This window comes from Bradyrhizobium centrolobii (assembly GCF_001641635.1).
Classification (GTDB): Bacteria; Pseudomonadota; Alphaproteobacteria; order Rhizobiales; family Xanthobacteraceae; genus Bradyrhizobium; species Bradyrhizobium centrolobii.
Genome location: NZ_LUUB01000036.1, coordinates 132,856 through 150,813, shown reverse-complemented (window position 1 = coordinate 150,813; position 17,958 = coordinate 132,856). Strand labels below are relative to the sequence as shown.

16 protein-coding genes are annotated in these 17,958 nt (G+C 64.8%); 9 read left to right on the top strand and 7 right to left on the bottom strand.

Translation table 11 applies throughout. From position 1 onward, the window contains the following. Positions 1 to 7: 7 nt before the first annotated feature. The 4 genes from AYJ54_RS08545 to AYJ54_RS08530 all read right to left on the bottom strand — a co-directional run bounded on the left by AYJ54_RS08545 (position 8) and on the right by AYJ54_RS08530 (position 1,636). Positions 8 to 403 carry a hypothetical protein gene (locus AYJ54_RS08545; protein WP_136623546.1) on the bottom strand — a complete coding sequence of 132 codons (396 nt, stop codon included), beginning with the start codon at positions 401 to 403 and terminating at the stop codon, positions 8 to 10. Positions 404 to 480: 77 nt separating this feature from the next. Beyond that, complete coding sequence (locus tag AYJ54_RS08540; protein ID WP_063698259.1) at positions 481 to 735, bottom strand: hypothetical protein; 255 nt, start codon at positions 733 to 735, stop codon at positions 481 to 483. Between the two features lie 131 nt (positions 736 to 866). Further along, positions 867 to 1,127 (bottom strand): hypothetical protein, encoded by a 261-nt coding sequence (locus tag AYJ54_RS08535; RefSeq protein ID WP_063698257.1) that lies wholly within the window; start codon positions 1,125 to 1,127, stop codon positions 867 to 869. A gap of 41 nt (positions 1,128 to 1,168) precedes the next feature. Then, complete coding sequence (locus tag AYJ54_RS08530; RefSeq protein ID WP_063698255.1) at positions 1,169 to 1,636, bottom strand: hypothetical protein; 468 nt, start codon at positions 1,634 to 1,636, stop codon at positions 1,169 to 1,171. Between the two features lie 462 nt (positions 1,637 to 2,098). Between AYJ54_RS08530 and AYJ54_RS50600 the strand changes: the two genes are divergently transcribed. From AYJ54_RS50600 to AYJ54_RS08500, 7 genes are all read left to right on the top strand, one after another. Beyond that, on the top strand, positions 2,099 to 2,248 hold the full coding sequence (locus AYJ54_RS50600) for a hypothetical protein (protein ID WP_161491826.1): 150 nt from the start codon (positions 2,099 to 2,101) through the stop codon (positions 2,246 to 2,248). Between the two features lie 11 nt (positions 2,249 to 2,259). After that, entirely contained in the window at positions 2,260 to 2,349 is a 90-nt protein-coding gene (locus tag AYJ54_RS08525) for a K(+)-transporting ATPase subunit F (protein ID WP_042340291.1), read from the top strand. A 111-nt stretch (positions 2,350 to 2,460) separates the two neighbouring features. Further along, positions 2,461 to 4,164: a potassium-transporting ATPase subunit KdpA gene (gene kdpA, locus AYJ54_RS08520; protein ID WP_063698253.1), complete on the top strand. Its 1,704-nt coding sequence runs from the start codon at positions 2,461 to 2,463 to the stop codon at positions 4,162 to 4,164. 24 nt (positions 4,165 to 4,188) lie between these two features. Continuing rightward, positions 4,189 to 6,303 carry a potassium-transporting ATPase subunit KdpB gene (gene kdpB / locus AYJ54_RS08515; protein WP_063698251.1) on the top strand — a complete coding sequence of 705 codons (2,115 nt, stop codon included), beginning with the start codon at positions 4,189 to 4,191 and terminating at the stop codon, positions 6,301 to 6,303. A 111-nt stretch (positions 6,304 to 6,414) separates the two neighbouring features. Beyond that, positions 6,415 to 7,020: a K(+)-transporting ATPase subunit C gene (locus AYJ54_RS08510; protein ID WP_063698249.1), complete on the top strand. Its 606-nt coding sequence runs from the start codon at positions 6,415 to 6,417 to the stop codon at positions 7,018 to 7,020. A gap of 236 nt (positions 7,021 to 7,256) precedes the next feature. Further along, positions 7,257 to 9,980 carry a sensor histidine kinase gene (locus AYJ54_RS08505; RefSeq protein ID WP_063698248.1) on the top strand — a complete coding sequence of 908 codons (2,724 nt, stop codon included), beginning with the start codon at positions 7,257 to 7,259 and terminating at the stop codon, positions 9,978 to 9,980. After that, positions 9,977 to 10,666, top strand: coding sequence for a response regulator (locus tag AYJ54_RS08500; RefSeq protein WP_063698246.1), 690 nt, complete (start codon positions 9,977 to 9,979; stop codon positions 10,664 to 10,666). Before AYJ54_RS08505 ends, AYJ54_RS08500 begins: the two co-directional genes overlap by 4 nt. A 121-nt stretch (positions 10,667 to 10,787) precedes the next feature. Here AYJ54_RS08500 and ku read toward each other — a convergent pair whose 3' ends face one another. Further along, positions 10,788 to 11,672 (bottom strand): non-homologous end joining protein Ku, encoded by an 885-nt coding sequence (ku, locus tag AYJ54_RS08495; RefSeq protein WP_063698244.1) that lies wholly within the window; start codon positions 11,670 to 11,672, stop codon positions 10,788 to 10,790. Positions 11,673 to 11,791: 119 nt separating this feature from the next. On the opposite strand from ku, the gene ligD reads away from it, so the two are divergent. Next, a complete protein-coding gene (gene ligD / locus AYJ54_RS08490; protein ID WP_063698242.1) occupies positions 11,792 to 14,467 on the top strand; it encodes a DNA ligase D in 2,676 nt (891 codons plus the stop codon). A gap of 41 nt (positions 14,468 to 14,508) precedes the next feature. Here ligD and AYJ54_RS46915 read toward each other — a convergent pair whose 3' ends face one another. Beyond that, on the bottom strand, positions 14,509 to 14,673 hold the full coding sequence (locus AYJ54_RS46915) for a DUF3309 family protein (RefSeq protein ID WP_082905547.1): 165 nt from the start codon (positions 14,671 to 14,673) through the stop codon (positions 14,509 to 14,511). 180 nt (positions 14,674 to 14,853) lie between these two features. On the opposite strand from AYJ54_RS46915, the gene AYJ54_RS08485 reads away from it, so the two are divergent. Next, positions 14,854 to 15,171, top strand: coding sequence for a polyhydroxyalkanoic acid system family protein (locus AYJ54_RS08485; protein WP_063698240.1), 318 nt, complete (start codon positions 14,854 to 14,856; stop codon positions 15,169 to 15,171). A gap of 3 nt (positions 15,172 to 15,174) precedes the next feature. On the opposite strand, the gene treY is transcribed toward AYJ54_RS08485, so the two are convergent. Then, a complete protein-coding gene (gene treY, locus AYJ54_RS08480; RefSeq protein ID WP_063698238.1) occupies positions 15,175 to 17,958 on the bottom strand; it encodes a malto-oligosyltrehalose synthase in 2,784 nt (927 codons plus the stop codon).

Here is a 17,958-nt window from a genome sequence, read left to right as displayed (position 1 = left end):
CATATCCTCACGCCGCACGGGCGATCTGGGCAAAGCCCTGCCGGCGGGCCGACAGGACCAGTCCTTGATGGCAGCGCACGCCGGCCTCGATGCGGAAGCCAAGCTGTTCAAGCCGCTTGCGGATCTTCAGGGCAAGACCGCTTTCGTTCGAGCTGATGAGGACGGCGACAGTGGCAGTGTTGCCGAGCAAAGGCGCGACCTGCGCCAATGCCATCTCGAACTTGGCGAACGAATCGCCCGCGGTGATGAGACCGACCGCGCAAATCGCCTTCCGCAGCCGGAACGGGGAGGGTAGCCCAACCCGGACAAAGCCGCGCCGGCGCAGAGCCGCGTACAATTCGGTGCTGTCCGGGCCTGCGATGATCGCGCGGTCGAGATTGGAAAGATGGGTCAGCGTGATCATGGTCTCGACGACCTGATCGCGGTCCGGTGTTGAGGTGTGAAGCTGGAGCATCTCGCGTACTCCCCAAAGGGCGGCCGTCAGGCGGCTCGCTCCGTGACGCCGGCCTGCGGCCTGCGGGTCATATCGAGCTCGATCTCACGCGGCAGCTCGACGATGGTCTCGGGGTGCTGGCCGTTTTCGAACAGCGCATATTTGATGGCCTGCGCGCGGCTGACGAACAGGCCGCCATAGAGGCCGTTCTGTTCCTGTGCGACCCACTGTCCCCTGCGGTTCTTGCCGATGAGGACAATGGTCGAGGGCGTACTGCACGAGGGAGGTTCGACGAGTTTCACTTTCGTATTCCTTCTGATCGAACAGGCTGCGGGAGCATTTCCCGGCCTGCGCGCTCAATATCTTTTGTCGCGAATATGATTTCGAGGGCGCGCACACGACGATCTCATAGGAACGTTATAGGCGGGCGCGTTCAGATCAATTGATTGAGAGTATGAACCAGCGCGAACAGCGCGCCGAAGGCGACGCCTTCGTCCCAGTGATTGAGCGTGGCGCCGAACACCGGCTCGCGCTTGATCAGGCCGACAACGGCGCATAGGATGATCGACATCCAGAGCAACGCGGCGAGGCTGTTGCCGAAGCCGATGCTGCCGAATGCGGCAAAGGTCGCGAGCAATGCGATGCGGACGGCGAAGCGCGCCATCACCCGTGGCGAACTCGGCGCACGCGACATATCAGGAGATCGCGGCAAGGCTGATACCTGTCAGGCGTGTTTTAGCCGAAATTGTCGCAGACGACCGTCTCGTAAGACGGGTCCGGCGCCGTGCGCACCAGGGGGACGCTGGGCCGCGACGCGTCCGCGGCTAAGCTCTGCACCTCGACGAACGCCGACAGCAGGGCGAGCGAAAGGTCGGCGTGGCGGGCTTCGATCGCGGCGTCCAGCCAGTCCGGCAGTTCGCGTTCGCGTGAAAGAGCGCAGTGCCATTCGCCCTCGTCATAGGCGATGCGGCGAACCTGCCATAGCGGCAACTCGAGCTCCATCAGCGCTAGCGCGGCATCGGCCCAGGCCTCCGCATCGATCAGGCGCATGACGCGCATGCTGCGTTCGCTTTGCCCGAGCGAAGGGAAGCGCCGGCAAGCGTGCTCGATGATGTCGAGCATCAAGGGCCGCGTCATCGCATGCGCATTGCGCAGCCGTTCGCCGAGCGAGCGCGGATCAAAATGTCGCAGAGCGGCGGTCATGGGAGGCCTCCTGGAATTGGCGTCGGTCAGTCGGCCGGCCTCCCCAAGATGGCTGGATGGGCATTTGAAAACGAGATGAGAGAGGAGTGGAAGATATAGGGATTTCATAAGTGTGCGGATAGCGCCGGGTGAGGGGTACAGACAGCCCCCATTCGTGACTCTCGTCTCCGCAGAAGGCGGGGACTTATAGAAACCGGCTTTTTGAAAAGACCTTAGCCACAGTTTGCCGCAACAGTCGGTCGGGACGGTCGGGGTGGATCGCGTTCGCTGCTGCCTCCCCGGAATGACCGCCTGGAATGCGTTGCTAGTGTCACATGGCCGGCTGCCACGACGCGCCGGCCTTTATGAAATTCCTATAATTTCGCCATAGGCCGCATCTCGAAAACCTATGTGCGCAATGGCAGTTCAGCGCGGTGAAAGTCCCGGCCCACACGCCCTGGACGGCGGAGCATTTCCGTTTCCATGGGCGTCCGCCGGAATCCCGAGAACGGTTGCGCGCGATATAGAGACGCAACGAGGAGCAATCCCATGATGGACATCGTGATGCTGGCGCTGGCTGCGGCCTTCTTCGCGCTAGCGATCGGCTACACCTACGCCTGCGAACGGCTGTGAGGGGGCAGACCATGATCTTCGATTATTCGCTCGCCGGCGCCGTCTCGCTCGGCCTCCTGATCTACCTCACTTACGCGCTGCTGCGGCCCGAACGGTTCTGACCGTGCTGCTCCTCGTCAAATTATTGCTGGCTGACGCCGTGCTCGTCGCCTGCCTGCTTGCGGTGCTCCTGCCGCTGTTACGCCGGGCACCAAGCCTAAGGGGTTAATTCCATGACTGTGATCGGTTGGCTCCAGATCATCCTCTATTGCGCCATCGTCGTTGCGCTCGCCAAGCCGCTCGGCTGGTACATGACGCGCGTGTTCAACGGCGAGCGGACATTCCTGTCGCCGGTGCTGCGCCCGATCGAAGCCGGGCTCTACTGGATATCCGGCGTCGACGAGAAGCGCGAGCAGCATTGGTTGACCTATACGGTCGCCATGCTGCTGTTCCATGTCGGCGGCTTTCTCATCATTTACGGCCTGATGCGGCTGCAGGCGCTGCTGCCGTTCAACCCGGCCGGGCAGACCGCGGTCGCGCAGGATCTGTCCTTCAACACCGCGATCTCCTTCATCACCAACACCAACTGGCAGAACTACGGCGGCGAGAGCACGGTCTCCTATCTCGTGCAGATGCTCGGCCTGACGCACCAGAACTTCCTGTCGGCGGCGACCGGCATTGCGCTCGCGGTGGCCCTGATCCGTGGCTTCTCGCGCGCGTCGATGCGCACGGTCGGCAATTTCTGGGTCGACGTCACCCGCTGCACACTCTACGTGCTGCTGCCGATCTGCGTCGTCTACGCGCTGTTCCTGGTCTGGCAGGGCATGCCGCAGACGCTCGGCGATTATGTCGAGGCGACCACGCTCGAAGGCGCCAAGCAGACCATTGCGGTCGGCCCGGTCGCCTCGCAGGTGGCGATCAAGATGCTCGGCACCAATGGCGGGGGCTTCTTCAACGCTAACGCGGCGCACCCGTTCGAGAATCCCACGGCATTGTCCAATTTCGTGCAGATGCTGTCGATCTTCGCAATCGGCGCGGCGCTGACCAACGTGTTCGGCCGCATGGTCGGCAACCAGCGCCAGGGCTGGGCGATCCTGGCCGTGATGGGCGTGCTGTTCGTCGCCGGCGTCGCCGTCACGTACTGGGCGGAGGCCAACGGCACCGCGACCCTGCATGCGCTGAACCTGACCGGCGGCAACATGGAGGGCAAGGAGGTGCGCTTCGGCATCGTGGCGTCCTCGCTGTTCGCCGTGATCACCACGGCGGCCTCCTGCGGCGCGGTCAATGCCATGCATGACAGCTTCACTGCGCTCGGCGGCATGATCCCGCTGATCAACATGCAGCTCGGCGAAATCATCATCGGCGGCGTCGGCGCCGGCCTCTACGGCATGCTGCTGTTCGTGGTGATCGCGATCTTCGTCGCAGGGCTCATGGTTGGCCGCACGCCGGAATATGTCGGCAAGAAGATCGAGGCGCGCGAGGTCAAGATGGCGATGCTCGCGATCCTGGTGCTGCCGCTGATGTATCTCGGCTGGACCGCGGTCGGCGTGGTCTATCCGACGGCAGTAGCCTCGATGGCGAACGCCGGTCCGCATGGCTTCTCGGAAGTGCTTTATGCCTTCACGTCGCAGACCGCCAACAACGGCTCGGCGTTCGGCGGCCTCACCGGCAACATCCTGTTCTACAATCTCACCGGTGCATCCGCGATGTTCGTCGGCCGGTTCTTCATGATCATCCCTGCGATGGCGATCGCCGGCTCCCTGGCGGGCAAGAAGACGCATCCGCCGTCAGCCGGCACGTTCCCGACCACGGGCGGATTGTTCGTCGGCCTGGTCGTCGGCGTCATCCTGATCATCGGCGGCCTGACCTTCTTCCCGGCGCTCGCGCTCGGACCGATTGTCGAACATCTCGCAATGAACGCCGGCAACGTCTTCTGATCGAATATGTCTGGAGTGACCTCCATGGAAACCATGAAAATGCAAAAGCGCGCTTCCGTCTCGGCGATGCTCGATCCGAAGATCGTTGTGCCGGCGATCCGCGCGTCCTTCACCAAGCTTGACCCGCGCCTGATGATCAAGAACCCCGTGATGTTCGTGGTCGAGATCGTGGCCGCGCTCACCACGGTGATCTTCCTGCGCGACCTCGTCACCGGCGGCGAGAGTCTCTCCTTCACCTTCCAGATCATCCTCTGGCTGTGGTTTACGGTGCTGTTCGCCAATTTCGCCGAAGCGGTGGCCGAAGGCCGCGGCAAGGCTCAGGCCGATTCGCTGCGCAAGACCCGCACCGAGAGCCAGGCCAAGCTGCTGACCGGGACCGACGGGAGCTTCAAGCTCGTGCCGGGCACGAGCCTCAAGGTCGGCGACATCGTGCTGGTCGAGGCTGGTGACACCATCCCGTCGGACGGCGAGGTGATCGAGGGCGTCGCTTCCGTCAACGAGGCCGCGATCACCGGCGAGTCCGCGCCCGTCATCCGCGAATCCGGCGGCGACCGCTCGGCCGTGACCGGCGGCACCCAGGTGCTGTCCGACTGGATCCGCGTCCGCATCACGGCCGCACAGGGCTCGACCTTCATCGACCGCATGATCAAGCTGGTCGAGGGCGCCGAGCGGCAGAAGACGCCGAACGAGATCGCGCTCAACATCCTGCTCGCCGGCCTCACCATCATCTTCGTGTTCGCCACCGTCACCATCCCGAGCTACGCGGCCTATGCCGGCGGCTCGATCTCGGTGATCGTGCTGGTCGCGCTGTTCGTGACGCTGATCCCGACCACGATCGGCGCGCTGCTGTCGGCGATCGGCATCGCCGGCATGGACCGTCTGGTGCGCTTCAACGTGCTGGCGATGTCCGGCCGCGCCGTCGAAGCCGCCGGCGACGTCGATACGCTGCTGCTCGACAAGACCGGCACCATCACGCTCGGCAACCGCCAGGCGACTGCGTTCCGCCCGGTGCGCGGCGTGACCGAGCAGGAGCTCGCCGATGCGGCCCAGCTCGCCTCGCTTGCCGACGAGACGCCGGAAGGCCGCTCCATCGTCGTGCTGGCGAAGGAGAAGTACGGCATCCGCGGCCGCGACATGGCCGAGCTTGGCGCGACCTTCATCCCGTTCACGGCGCAGACCCGCATGAGCGGCGTCGATGCCGCCGGCTCGTCGGTACGCAAGGGCGCGGTCGATGCCATGCTCAACTACGTCAACGGCGGTGCGCCACTGGCCGTTGCTTCAGGCAACGCGGCGCGCGCCATCCAGCCTGCCGCGCTTTCGGATATCGGCCGCGAGATCCAGACCATTGCCGACGAGATCTCCAAGGCCGGCGGCACGCCGCTGGCGGTGGCAAAGGACGGACGCCTGCTCGGCGTCATCCAGCTCAAGGACATCGTCAAGGGCGGCATCCGCGAACGTTTCGCCGAGCTGCGCCGCATGGGCATCCGCACCATCATGATCACCGGCGACAACCCGATGACGGCCGCCGCGATCGCGGCGGAGGCCGGCGTCGACGACTTCCTCGCCCAGGCAACGCCCGAGGACAAGCTCAAGCTGATCCGCGACGAGCAGGCCAAGGGCAAGCTGGTCGCCATGTGCGGCGACGGCACCAACGACGCGCCGGCGCTTGCGCAGGCCGACGTCGGTGTCGCCATGAACACCGGCACCCAGGCCGCTCGCGAGGCCGGCAACATGGTCGACCTCGATTCCAACCCGACCAAGCTGATCGAGGTGGTGGAGATCGGCAAGCAGCTCCTGATGACGCGCGGCGCGCTGACGACGTTCTCGATCGCCAACGACGTCGCAAAGTATTTTGCGATCATCCCGGCGATGTTCCTGGCGTTCTACCCGCAGCTCAACGTGCTCAACATCATGAACCTGTCGAGCCCGCAGAGCGCCATCCTGTCGGCAATCATCTTCAACGCGCTGATCATCATCGCGCTGATTCCGCTCGCGCTGAAGGGCGTGGCCTATCGCGCGGTCGGCGCCGGCGCGCTTTTGCAGCGCAACCTCCTGATCTACGGCGTCGGCGGCATCATCATTCCCTTCATCGGCATCAAGGCGATCGACCTCGTCGTGACCGCCTTGCACCTGGCTTGAGATCGTCATTGCGAGCGGAGCGAAGCCATCCAGAAATGCCTCCACGGTTGAGAGCCTGGATTGCTTCGTCGCTTCGCTCCTCGCAATGACGGAAGAAATAGGAGACGTAACATGCTCAGAGAAATCCGCCCGGCCATCGTCCTGTTGCTGGCGCTGACTGCGATCACGGGCCTCGCCTATCCGCTCGCGATGACCGGCATTGCCGAAGCGCTCTTCCCCGCGCAGGCACAGGGCAGCCTGATCGAGAAGGACGGCAAGGTGGTCGGCTCCGCCCTGATCGGGCAGGAGTTCAAGGAGGACAAATATTTCCATGGCCGCCCCTCGGCGACGCTGGCGCCGGACCCGAACGATTCGACCAAGACGGTGTCGGCACCCTACAACGCCGCCAACTCAGGCGGCTCCAATCTCGGCCCGACCAGCAAAGCGCTGGCCGACCGGCTGAAGGAAGATGTGGACAAGCTGAAGGCTGAAAACCCGAACGCCGCCGTGCCGGTCGACCTGGTGACGACGTCGGGCAGCGGGCTCGATCCGGACATCTCGCCGGAGGCGGCGCAATTCCAGGTGCCGCGGGTGGCAAAGGCTCGGAATATGCCCGAGGACCAGGTCAAGCAGCTCGTGACGTCCCACACCGAGGGTCGCCTGCTCGGCCTGCTTGGTGAGCCCCGGGTTAACGTCCTCGCCTTGAACCTGGCGCTCGACCGCATCGCCGCCAAGTAGCGGTCTAGGCTCGGGCTGCGCGGATGATTATATTTGCGGGTGAGCCTGTTGCTCCCTCGTCCCGCTTGCGGGGAGAGGGTTGGGGTGATGGGGAGCTTCCGCGAGTGCGGTGATAGACGGACTCGCGGAAGCTCCCCATCACCCGGAATACGCGCTCCGCGCGCATTCCGGCCTCTCCCCGCAAGCGGGAAGAGGCGAAGGAGCAGGCGGACAACCTAACGAGTCGTAACCGCCTGATGGTCCGAGAGCGCCGCGATCCCGAACAACGTCCTTCGCCCGAGGCGCTGCTGGAAGCAGCGCGCCGGGAGGAGAGCGCGAGCGGCAAGCTGAAGATCTTCGTGGGCGCCGCCCCCGGCGTCGGCAAGACCTACGAGATGCTGCAAAGCGCCCACGCCAAGCGCAAGGCAGGCGTCGACGTCGTGGTCGGCTTCGTCGAGACTCATGGCCGCGCCGAGACCGAGGCGCTGTTGCGCGGCCTCGAGGTGATTCCGCGCAAGAAGCTCGATTACCGCGGCCAGATGATCGAGGAGATGGATCTCGATGCCGTGATTGCGCGGCGGCCGCAGCTCGCCCTGGTCGATGAGCTCGCCCATACCAACGCGGCCGGCAGCCGTCATCCCAAGCGCTATCTCGACGTCGAGGAGCTGCTCTCCCACGGCATCGACGTCTATACCGCCGTCAACATCCAGCACATCGAGAGCCTGAACGACGTCGTCGCGCAGATCACCCATGTGCGGGTGCGCGAGACCGTGCCGGATTCGGTGTTCGATCGTGCTGACGCGATCGAGCTGATCGATCTTACGCCCGACGACCTGATGCAGCGGCTGAAGGAGGGCAAGGTCTATGTGCCCAAACAAGCCGAGCGGGCGCTGGAGCATTATTTCTCGCCGGGCAACCTGACCGCGCTGCGCGAACTCGCGCTGCGGCGCACGGCCGAACGGGTCGATGAGCAGCTACTCACCCACATGCAGGCGAATGCCATCGCCGGTCCCTGGGCCGCGGGCGAACGCATTCTCGTCTGCGTCAGCGAGGATCCGCGCGCGGCCGGGCTCGTGCGCTACACCAAACGCCTGGCCGACCGGCTGCACGCGCCGTTCACTGCGATCTCGATCGAGACGCGGCGCTCGCTCCAGCTCTCCGACGAGGAGCGCGACCGGCTGGCCGACACGTTGCGGCTCGCCGAGTCGCTGGGCGGCGAGGCGCTCACCATTCCCGGCGTCGGCCGTCGCATCGCGGACGACGTCATCAACTTCGCGCAAGGCAACAACGTCACGCAGATCGTGATCGGCAAGTCGACGCGTTCGCGCTGGTTCGAGATGACGCGTGGCTCCGTCGTGCATGATCTCGTGCGCCGGGCCGGCAATATCAGCGTTCACGTCATTCCCGGCGACGAGCTCGCCGACCAGCCGGTGCCGAAGACGGCGGTGCAGACCGCGGCGCGCTCGGAGCCGTTCGATGCGCTGCCCTATTTCAAGGCACTCGGGATCACCGCGCTTGGCCTTGCTGCGGCCGCGGTCATCAAGCCGAGGTTCGGCGTCGAGAACGTCGATCTGGTGTTCCTGACCGCCGTGGTGACCGTCGCGGTGCGCTACGGGCTGTGGCCGTCGCTGCTTGCCAGCGTCGCGGCCTCGCTCGCCTACAATTTCTTCTTCCTGCCGCCGGTCTACACCTTCACCATCACCGACCCGACCAATGTCGCCGCGTTCTTCTTCTTCATGCTGATCGCGATCCTGGTGTCGAACGTTGCCGGACGGGTTCGTACGCAAGCTGATACCGCAATTGGCCGGATCAGGACGACCGAGCAGCTCTACGCGTTCAGCCGCAAGCTCGCCGGCACCGGCACGCTCGACGATGTGCTTTGGGCAACGGCTTACCAGACCGCGTTGATGCTGAAGGTCCGGGTCGTGCTGCTGCTGCCTGACGAAGGCCTGCTCACGGTGAAATCCGGCTATCCGCCCGAGGATCAGCTCGACCAGGCCGACCTTGCCGCCGCCAACTGGGCCTGGAGCAACGACCGGCCGGCCGGCCGCGGCTCGGATACGCTACCCGGCGCCAAGCGGCTGTTCCTGCCGATGCGCACCGGGCGCGGCCCGATTGGCGTCATCGGCATCGACAACGACCGCACCGGTCCGCTGCTGACGCCGGACCAGCGCCGGCTGCTCGATGCGCTGGTCGACCAGGGCGCGCTCGCGATCGAGCGCGTGCTGCTGGTCGAGGACATGGATCGCGTCAAGCGCACCGTCGAATCCGAGCGGCTCCGCTCCGCGCTCCTGACCTCGATCTCGCATGATCTGAAGACGCCGCTCGCCTCGGTGTTGGGCGCGGCCTCGACCATGCGCGATCTCGCCGGCGCTCTGTCCGACACCGAGAAGCGTGACCTGCTCGCCACCGTGATCGACGAATCCGAGCGCCTCAATCGCTTCATCGCCAATCTGCTCGACATGACCAAGCTCGAATCCGGCGCCATCGTACCGAATACGGCGCTGCAGGATCTCAGTGAGATCGTCGGCAGTGCACTCCGGCGCGCCAGCAAGATCCTCACCGGGCACAAGGTCGAGCTGGTGCTGGCCGCGGATCTGCCGATGCTCGAGCTCGACGCGGTGCTGTTCGAGCAGGTGCTGTTCAACCTGCTCGACAACGCCGCGAAATATTCGCCGCCCGACACCACGATCGCGATCAGGAGCCTGCGCGACAAGGATCACGTCGTGCTCCAGGTCGCCGATGAAGGGAACGGCATCCCGCCCGACGAGCTCGAGAGCGTGTTCGACAAGTTCTATCGCGTGCAGAAGGGCGACCATGTCCGTCCCGGCACCGGGCTCGGGCTGGCCATCTCCCGCGGCTTCGTCGAGGCGATGAGGGGCACGATCTCGGCCGCCAACCGCAGCGACCGCAGTGGCGCCGTCCTGACCATTCGTCTGCCCGTTCCGGCGCAGACCCACGCATTGGATACCGCCGCATGAGTGCTGCCCCGATCAAGGTTCTGATCATCGACGACGAGCCGCCCATCCGCAAATTGCTGCGGATGGGGCTTACGACGCAGGGCTACGAGACCCTGGAGGCGCCGAACGGGAAGACCGCGCTGGAAATGCTCGCAGAGGGGCCCGCGGTCATCATCCTCGATCTCGGCCTGCCCGACGTCCAGGGCCACGAGCTGTTGCGCACCATCCGCGCCCGCAATGAAAGCGTGCCGATCGTGGTGCTGTCGGCCCGCGGCGACGAGGCCGGCAAGGTGCAGGCGCTCGACCTTGGGGCCGATGATTACCTGACGAAGCCGTTCGGCATGGACGAGCTGCTGGCACGCCTGCGCGCCGCGCTGCGGCACCAGCTTCAGGTCAAGGGCGAGCGTCCAGTGTTTCGCACCGGCGACCTCTCCGTCGATCTCGTGCGCCGGATCGTCAAGGTCGGCGAGCGCGAGATCAAGCTGTCACCGAAGGAGTACGACCTCTTGCGCGTGCTGGTCCAGCATGCCGGCAAGGTGCTCACCCATCGCTTCCTGCTCAAGGAGCTCTGGGACGAGCTGACCGATGCGCAATATCTGCGCGTCTATGTCCGCCAGCTCCGGCAGAAGATCGAAGCCGACCCGGAACGGCCGCGCTTTGTGCTGACGGAGACGGGCATCGGGTATCGGCTGAAGGCGGGGGATTGATCCGACGCGTCATTCCGGGGCGCGCGTCAGCGCGAGCCCGGAATCCATGCCGCCTCAAGTCACGATCGTCGCGATGGATTCCGGGCTCGATGCTTCGCATCGCCCTGGAATGACGATGCCATCAACCCGCCTTGCGATGCCGCGCCGTCGAACGGTGCGTTTTTCGCGTGCTGCGATGGCGGCTCGTGGTTCGCCGCGGATGGGATCGCGCCGATTTCCTCCAGCCACCGCGCCCTTTCAGGCTCTGATTCAGTGCGTCCATCAGGCTGACGACATTGCTCGGGCGCTCCTCTGGTTCGGGGAGCTCGATCTTCTTGCCGCTGGCCTTTCGCTTCACCAGCGCCTTCAGCGCGTTCTCATACTCGTCCTTGAACTCGGACGGATCGAAATGCGCGGCCTTGGAGTGCAGGATGTGTCCCGCGAGCTCGACCATGTCCTTGGTGATCTTCGGGCTCTTGATGTCGTCGAAGAACTGGTCCTCGTCGCGCAGCTCGTAGGGGTAGCGCAGCGTGGTGCCGAGCAGGCCCTTGCCGAGCGGCTCGATCGCCATGACATGCTCGCGGTTGGTGAGTACGATCTTGGCAAGCGCCACGCGCTCCTGATCCTTCATGGCGTCGCGGATCACGGCGAAGGCATCGATCGCAGCCTTGCCGTCGGGCGCGATGTAATAGGGGTGGTTGAGGTAGCGCTGGTCGATCTCGTCGCTCGGCACGAAGCTCTCGATGTCGATGGTGTGATTGCTCTCGACCTGGACCGCCTCGAGCTCTTCCGGTTCGATCTCGACATACTTGCCCTTGCGCAGCTCGTAGCCGCGTCCCTTCTGATCGCCCTCGACGACGTCGCCGGTCTCGGCGTCGATCATCTGCTGCTTGAGCCGGTTTCCGGTCTCGCGGTTGATCATGTGAAACCGCGTCTTCTCGGCCGCCGTGGTCGCGGGATAGAGCACGACCGGGCAACTCACCAGCGACAGCTTCAACGTTCCCTTCCAGTAGGCGCGGGGAGCCATTCTATTCTCCAGTGTTTTCAAGGCGTTTTAGGAACCCCAACCGGCCTGTTGGGTTTTGGTTCCGGATGGGACTTTTGCCGTGATAGGCTTCAACGCGGAAAGAGAATGCGGGTCCGGTCGTGCTGAGAAAGCTCTCCACCTATCGACAGAAGCGCAATTTCGAGCAGACGCCGGAGCCCTCCGGCGAGGTCGCGGTCACACCCTCGAAGCAGCGGCGCTTCGTGATCCAGAAACATGATGCGAGCCGGCTGCATTACGATTTCCGGCTCGAATTCGACGGCGTCTTCAAGTCCTGGGCGGTGACGAAGGGGCCCTCGCTCGATCCGCACGACAAGCGGCTTGCGGTCGAGGTCGAGGATCACCCGCTCGACTATGGCGATTTCGAAGGCACGATTCCGGAAGGCCAGTATGGCGGGGGCACGGTGATGCTGTGGGACCGCGGCTACTGGGAATCCGATGATCCCGAGCGCGGCTTCGAGAAGGGCGACCTCAAGTTCACGCTCCAGGGTGACAAGCTGCACGGCAGCTGGGTGCTCGTGCGCATGCGCAGCGATCGCACCGGCGGAAAGCGCACCAACTGGCTCCTGATCAAGCACCGCGACGATTATGCGCGCGAGGGCGCGGACAACGACATTCTCGACGAGGACAAGTCGGTCGCCTCCGGACGCGCGATGGAGCAGATCGCCGAGGGCAAGGGCCGCGCGCCAAAGCCCTTCATGCTGGCGAAGGGCGCCAAGGGCAAGGCCGATGCGGTGTGGCAATCCAACCGCGCCGAAGAAACCAAGGGGCGTACCGTGAAGCCGGCGCCTCGCACCGCATTGAAGGTCGGCAAGACCGCAAGGAAGAAGACCTCGACGGCGACGAATGCCAGGAAAGTCTCGGAGATGCCGGACTTCGTCGCGCCGCAGCTCTGTACGCCGGTCGAGCGCCCGCCGGCCGGCGAAGGCTGGTGCCACGAGATCAAGTTCGACGGCTATCGCGTGCAGCTCAGGGTCGAGGACGGCGAGGCGGCGCTGAAGACCCGCAAGGGGCTGGACTGGAGCGACAAGTTCGCCTCGATCGTCAAGGAGGCCGGCGCGCTGCCGGACGTGATGATCGACGGCGAGATCGTCGCGCTCGACCACAATGGCGCGCCGAATTTCTCCTCGCTTCAGGCTGCGCTTTCGGACGGCAAGACCGAAGATCTGATCTTCTTCGCCTTCGATCTCCTGTTTGCCGAGAACCTCGATTGCCGCCGGTTGCCCCTCGGCGAGCGCAAGGCGCGGCTCAAGAAACTTCTGGACGCGCGCAAGAGGAAGTCGAGCCAGATCCGCTTTGTCGAGCACTTCGAGAGCGGGGGCGATGCAGTGCTGCAATCGGCCTGCAAGCTCAAGCTCGAAGGCGTGGTGTCGAAGAAGCTCGACGCAACCTATCGCTCCGGCCGCACCGAGAGCTGGACCAAGGCGAAATGCCGCGCCGGGCATGAAGTGGTGATCGGCGGCTGGAAGACGACCGCCGGAAAATTCCGCTCGCTGATGGCCGGCGTCTATCGCGGCGATCACCTCGCCTATGTCGGCATCGTCGGCACCGGCTTTGGCGCTGACAAGGTCAAGCGCATCATGCCGCTCCTGAAAAAAGCGGCATCGAACGAGAGTCCCTTCGGCGGCAAGAACGCGCCGAAGAAGGCCCGCGACGTGCACTGGCTGAAGCCGGAGCTCGTCGCCGAGATAGAGTTCGCCGGCTTCACCGCCGACGGCAATATCCGTCAGGCCGCATTCAAGGGCCTGCGGCAGGACAAGCCGGCCGAGGAGGTCGAGGCGGAAACACCCGTCGATACCGAACTCGCCGAGCCTGCTCCCAAGAGGAAGGCCGCAGCGAAGTCGGTCAAGAGGTTGAAAGACGCCGGCACCGCCGAGGTGATGGGCGTCGTGATCTCAAAGCCGGACAAGGAGCTGTGGCCGGATGGTGGGGACGGCGAGGGCGTCACAAAGCTCGATCTCGCGCGCTATTTCGAGGCGGTCGGGGAATGGATGATCGAACACTTGAAGGGGCGGCCCTGCTCGGTCGTCCGGGCGCCCGACGGCATCGAGGGGGAAAAGTTCTTCCAGCGTCATGCCATGCAGGGCACCTCGAACCTGCTCGAGTTGGCAAAGGTCTCCGGCGATCGCAAGCCGTACTTGCAGATCGATCGCGTCGAGGGACTCGCTGCTGTCGCGCAGATCGGCGGCGTCGAGCTGCATCCCTGGAATTGCGCACCGGACGCCTACGACACGCCCGGCCGGCTGGTGTTCGATCTCGACCCCGCCCCGGATGTCGATTTTGCCGATGTCGTCGAGGCGGCGAAGGACATGCGGCAGCGGCTGGCCGATGTCGGCATGGAAAGCTTCTGCAAGACCACCGGCGGCAAGGGCCTGCACGTGGTGGTGCCGCTGCTCTACGGCGCGCGCGACAAGGTGAGCTGGAAGGAAGCAAAGGCGTTTGCGCAAGGCGTCTGCCAGTGGATGGCCGATAACGATCCCGAGCGCTATCTGCTCAACATGTCGAAGAAGCTGCGCAACGGAAAGATCTTCCTCGACTACCTGCGCAATGACCGCATGTCGACGGCCGTGGCGCCGCTATCGCCGCGTGCGCGCGCAGGCGCAACGGTCTCGATGCCGCTGAACTGGGCGCAGGTGAAGAGCGATCTCGATCCGAAGCGATACACGCTGCGGACGGTGCCGGGTCTATTGGCTCGATCGAAGGCGTGGGAGGGCTACGACGACGCCGCCGCGTCGATCAAGGCGGCGATGAAGAAGCTGGCGGCGAAGGTGAAGTAGGTTTGGTCGCAAACCAACGACGACACTCGAAGGGTGTGCGGCTAGATCCGTCCCAGCAAAAGCAATATCAGCAGGATGATGATGACGAGCCCGAGGCCGCCGCCGCCGTAATAGCCGGTGCCGTAGAACGGGCCGCCGCCGACGCCGCTGAAGCCGCCGAGCAGGGCGATGACCAAAATGATCAGAATGATTGTACCGATAGACATACGAAATCTCCTCCCCCCTTGTGAAAGGGTTGCTTGCACTTGTCCGGTTGCGCTGGAGCAACTTGCCGCAACTTCGGAAGTTCCGGTTGTGAAACGCACCGGCCGGTCCAGTGTGCATGGAACCTTTGCCACGGCGGCCGGCATGACTAAGTGAGGAATCAATCAGCACGGGGCACGGCTATGTCAGCACCGCTCGTCGTTTCCATTCCGCATCGTCTCGGCCGCGAGGAAGCGGTACGCCGGCTCAAGTCCGGACTTGGCCGTGCCGCGGCCAGCGTTCCCGTGATGCAGGTCGAGGAGGAACGCTGGAGCGGCGACAGCATGATCTTCCGCATCCGCGCGCTCGGGCAGCTCGCGACCGGCCAGGTCGACGTTGCCGACGATCATGTCCGGGTCGAGGTGACGCTGCCTTGGCTGTTGCAGCGCTTCGCCGAAATGGCGCAGGCCGCCATCCGCAAGCGCGGCCAGTTGCTGCTGACCAAGGACGAGAAAAAATAGCGATCAGGCGCGCAGCCGCTTCCGCACCGGCTTCGCGACAGTCGTGGCGCGCGCCTCGATGACGGCCGCGGGAAAATCACGGAAGGCCTGCGCGAGCGGCAATTCGTTGCCCGCAAGGCGCGGTGCAGTGTAACCCGTCATGTCGACGGTCGCGTCGATATTCTCAAGCGCAGGCCATTCACGCCCTGCCTGCGTGAATGGCGCGAACAGCCGCCCGACCACCATGATCGCGGCAGCGCGTCCATGCCGGCGGGCGAACGCGATGACATGGTCGGCGTGCGTGCCGCGGACCTCCAGCGGCTGGTAGTCGCCACGGGTGAAGACGTCGGCAAGCTGGTTGCGCAGTCTGAGCAGATGCCGCGTCCAGGCAAACTTGAGCTGACCGTCCGGCCAGGTCTTGATCAGATGGCTCCAGTCCGAAGTCTCCAGCGACGCCAACGCCGCATGCCGGCCGGCAAAGTCCACCGGACGGCGGTTGTCGGGATCGACCAGCGACAGGTCCCAGAATTCGGTTCCTTGATAGAAGTCCGCAACGCCCGGCAGCGTTGCCTTGAGCGTGAGCTGGCTCAGCGAGTTCAGCGCGCCAAGCAGCGCCACGCGCCGCGCCAGGGTTTGCAAGGCCGCCAGGAATTCGCCGGATTGGGCGGGATCGAGGATCTTTTCGACAAAGCTCCGCAGACCTTCCTCATAGGCTTCGTGTGGATTGAGCCAGCTCGTCTCCTCTTTGCCCTCGCGCGCGGCCTTGAGTGCATAGGCCTGGATGCGCTCTGCGAAATCGGCATCCGGCCCTTCAAGCGGCCAGGCTCCTAGCAGGGTCTGGTAGAGCATGTATTCGAACGTTGCCGACGGCGCGCGCATGCTGCCGCGGAGCGCAAGGTGCGGCGCGTTCATGACCTTCCAGCGGGCAACCGCGCTGGTCCACTCGCCGGGAATCTCGCTGAGCGCGGCGATGCGCGCGCGGGCGTCCTCGCCGCGCTTGGTGTCGTGCGTGGCGGTCGCCGTCATGCCATGCGGCCATTCCCTGGCGCGGGCCTGCATGGTCTGGTGAAAGGCGGGTGGCGCAAGCCCGGTGCTTGCGGGATCGCCGCCGACCTCGTTCAGGGCGAGCAACCGGTGGAACTGATAGAAGGCGGTGTCTTCGAGCGACTTCGCCATCATGGGTCCGGTGAATTGCTGCACCTTCAGCGCGAAGCGTCGGACGCGCCGGGCACTGTGTGGCGGCCGGTCCGGCTTGAGCAGGTCCATGGTGAGGGCGTCGCGCAGGAAATCGAAAATGCCATCGTCCGCTGCGAACCACTCGGCCCGTGCATGTTCGATTGTCTCGTCGATCAGCTTGCGATCGTGCGCGGTCGGTGCGCCCGTCGTGAGATAGGTGCGATAGACCGGAAAATGCAGCACGTAGAGCTCGAGCGCCTGCCGCAGGCTGTCGGCGGAGAAATCGCGGGTCGAGTAGTGCCCGTTGGCGATGCGCGCAAGCAGCCGCGTCAGCACGATGAATTCGCTGGTGAGCAGCGTCTCCAGCACGCGCCGCTTGGCGTCCTTGATGTAAGGCGCGAGCCGCGGTGCCCTGTTGCTGATCTGCCGCCAGGTCTCGTCCAACGCCTCCAGCCCCTTGGCGTCGACCAGTACCTGGGTGATGGCGTTCATCCACTCGTAGCCGGTGGTCCCCTGTATCCCGACGAGGTGCGGCAGACGCTCGTGCTCGCACAGGATCTTCTCGATCACGGTGTAGAACGGCTTTGTATTGCCCTGCGCATCGCGCACGATCCGGCGCAGCCGCTGGCAGTATTGCGCGGGGTCGCGCAGGCCGTCGATGTGATCGAGGCGCAAGCCCTGCAATTTGCCGTCCGCAACCAGTTGCTTCACCAGCCGGTGCGTGGCGGCGAATGTGCCGGGATCCTCGACGCGCAGGCCGGCGAGCCCGTTGACGTCGAAGAAGCGGCGATAGTTGATGTCGCTGGAGGCGAGCCGCCAATGGCCGAGCTTGTAGTTCTGGCGCTCCAGCAGATGATGCAGCGCCAGCGTCTGCGCCGGGCGATCCTTGACGGCGCGATAGGCGGCAAGGCCGCGCGCGATGATGTCGGCACCATCAGCGATGTCCTTCAGCTCCGTCTTGAACGCGGGCGCTTCCTCGCGGTTGGGGCGCCGCAGCCCCGTGTAGCGGGCGGCGAGCGCGAGCAGGCGCTTGCCCGCCTCGCTTTCGGCGGCGTCCGCCTCCTTCACGATCATGCGCAGCACTTCGCGGTAGCGCTCCGGCGCGATCGGCAGGCGATGCTCGAAATACCAGGCCGAGAAGCTGCCTTCCTCGGGATCGTAGCGCAATTCGATCTCGCCGCGCTCGAGCGCCTCGCCGTAGGACACGCCGAGGATCGGCAGGAGAACGCCACCGCGGGCGCGGTAGGGCAGCAGGTCCCAGTCGATGTCGAAGGAAATCGCATGCGGCGAAGCCTGTCCCCATTCCAGCACGTCCAGCCACCAGGGATTGTCGGCAAAATGCACGCCGACATGGTTGGGCACGAAATCGATGATGAGGCCGAGATCGTGTTTCTTCAGCGCCTCGCTCAGCCGTGCGAAGCCGGCCTCGCCGCCGAGCTCGGGATTGAGCTGGCTGTGATCGACGATGTCATAGCCGTGGGTCGAGCCCTTGCGTGCCTTCATCACCGGCGAAGCGTAGAGATGGGTGATCCCGAGCGATTTGAGGTAGGGCACAACCTCGGCGGCGTCATCGAAATCGAAATCCGCGGTGAGTTGCAGGCGATAGGTGGCAAGGGGAATGGCGGGAGGCAT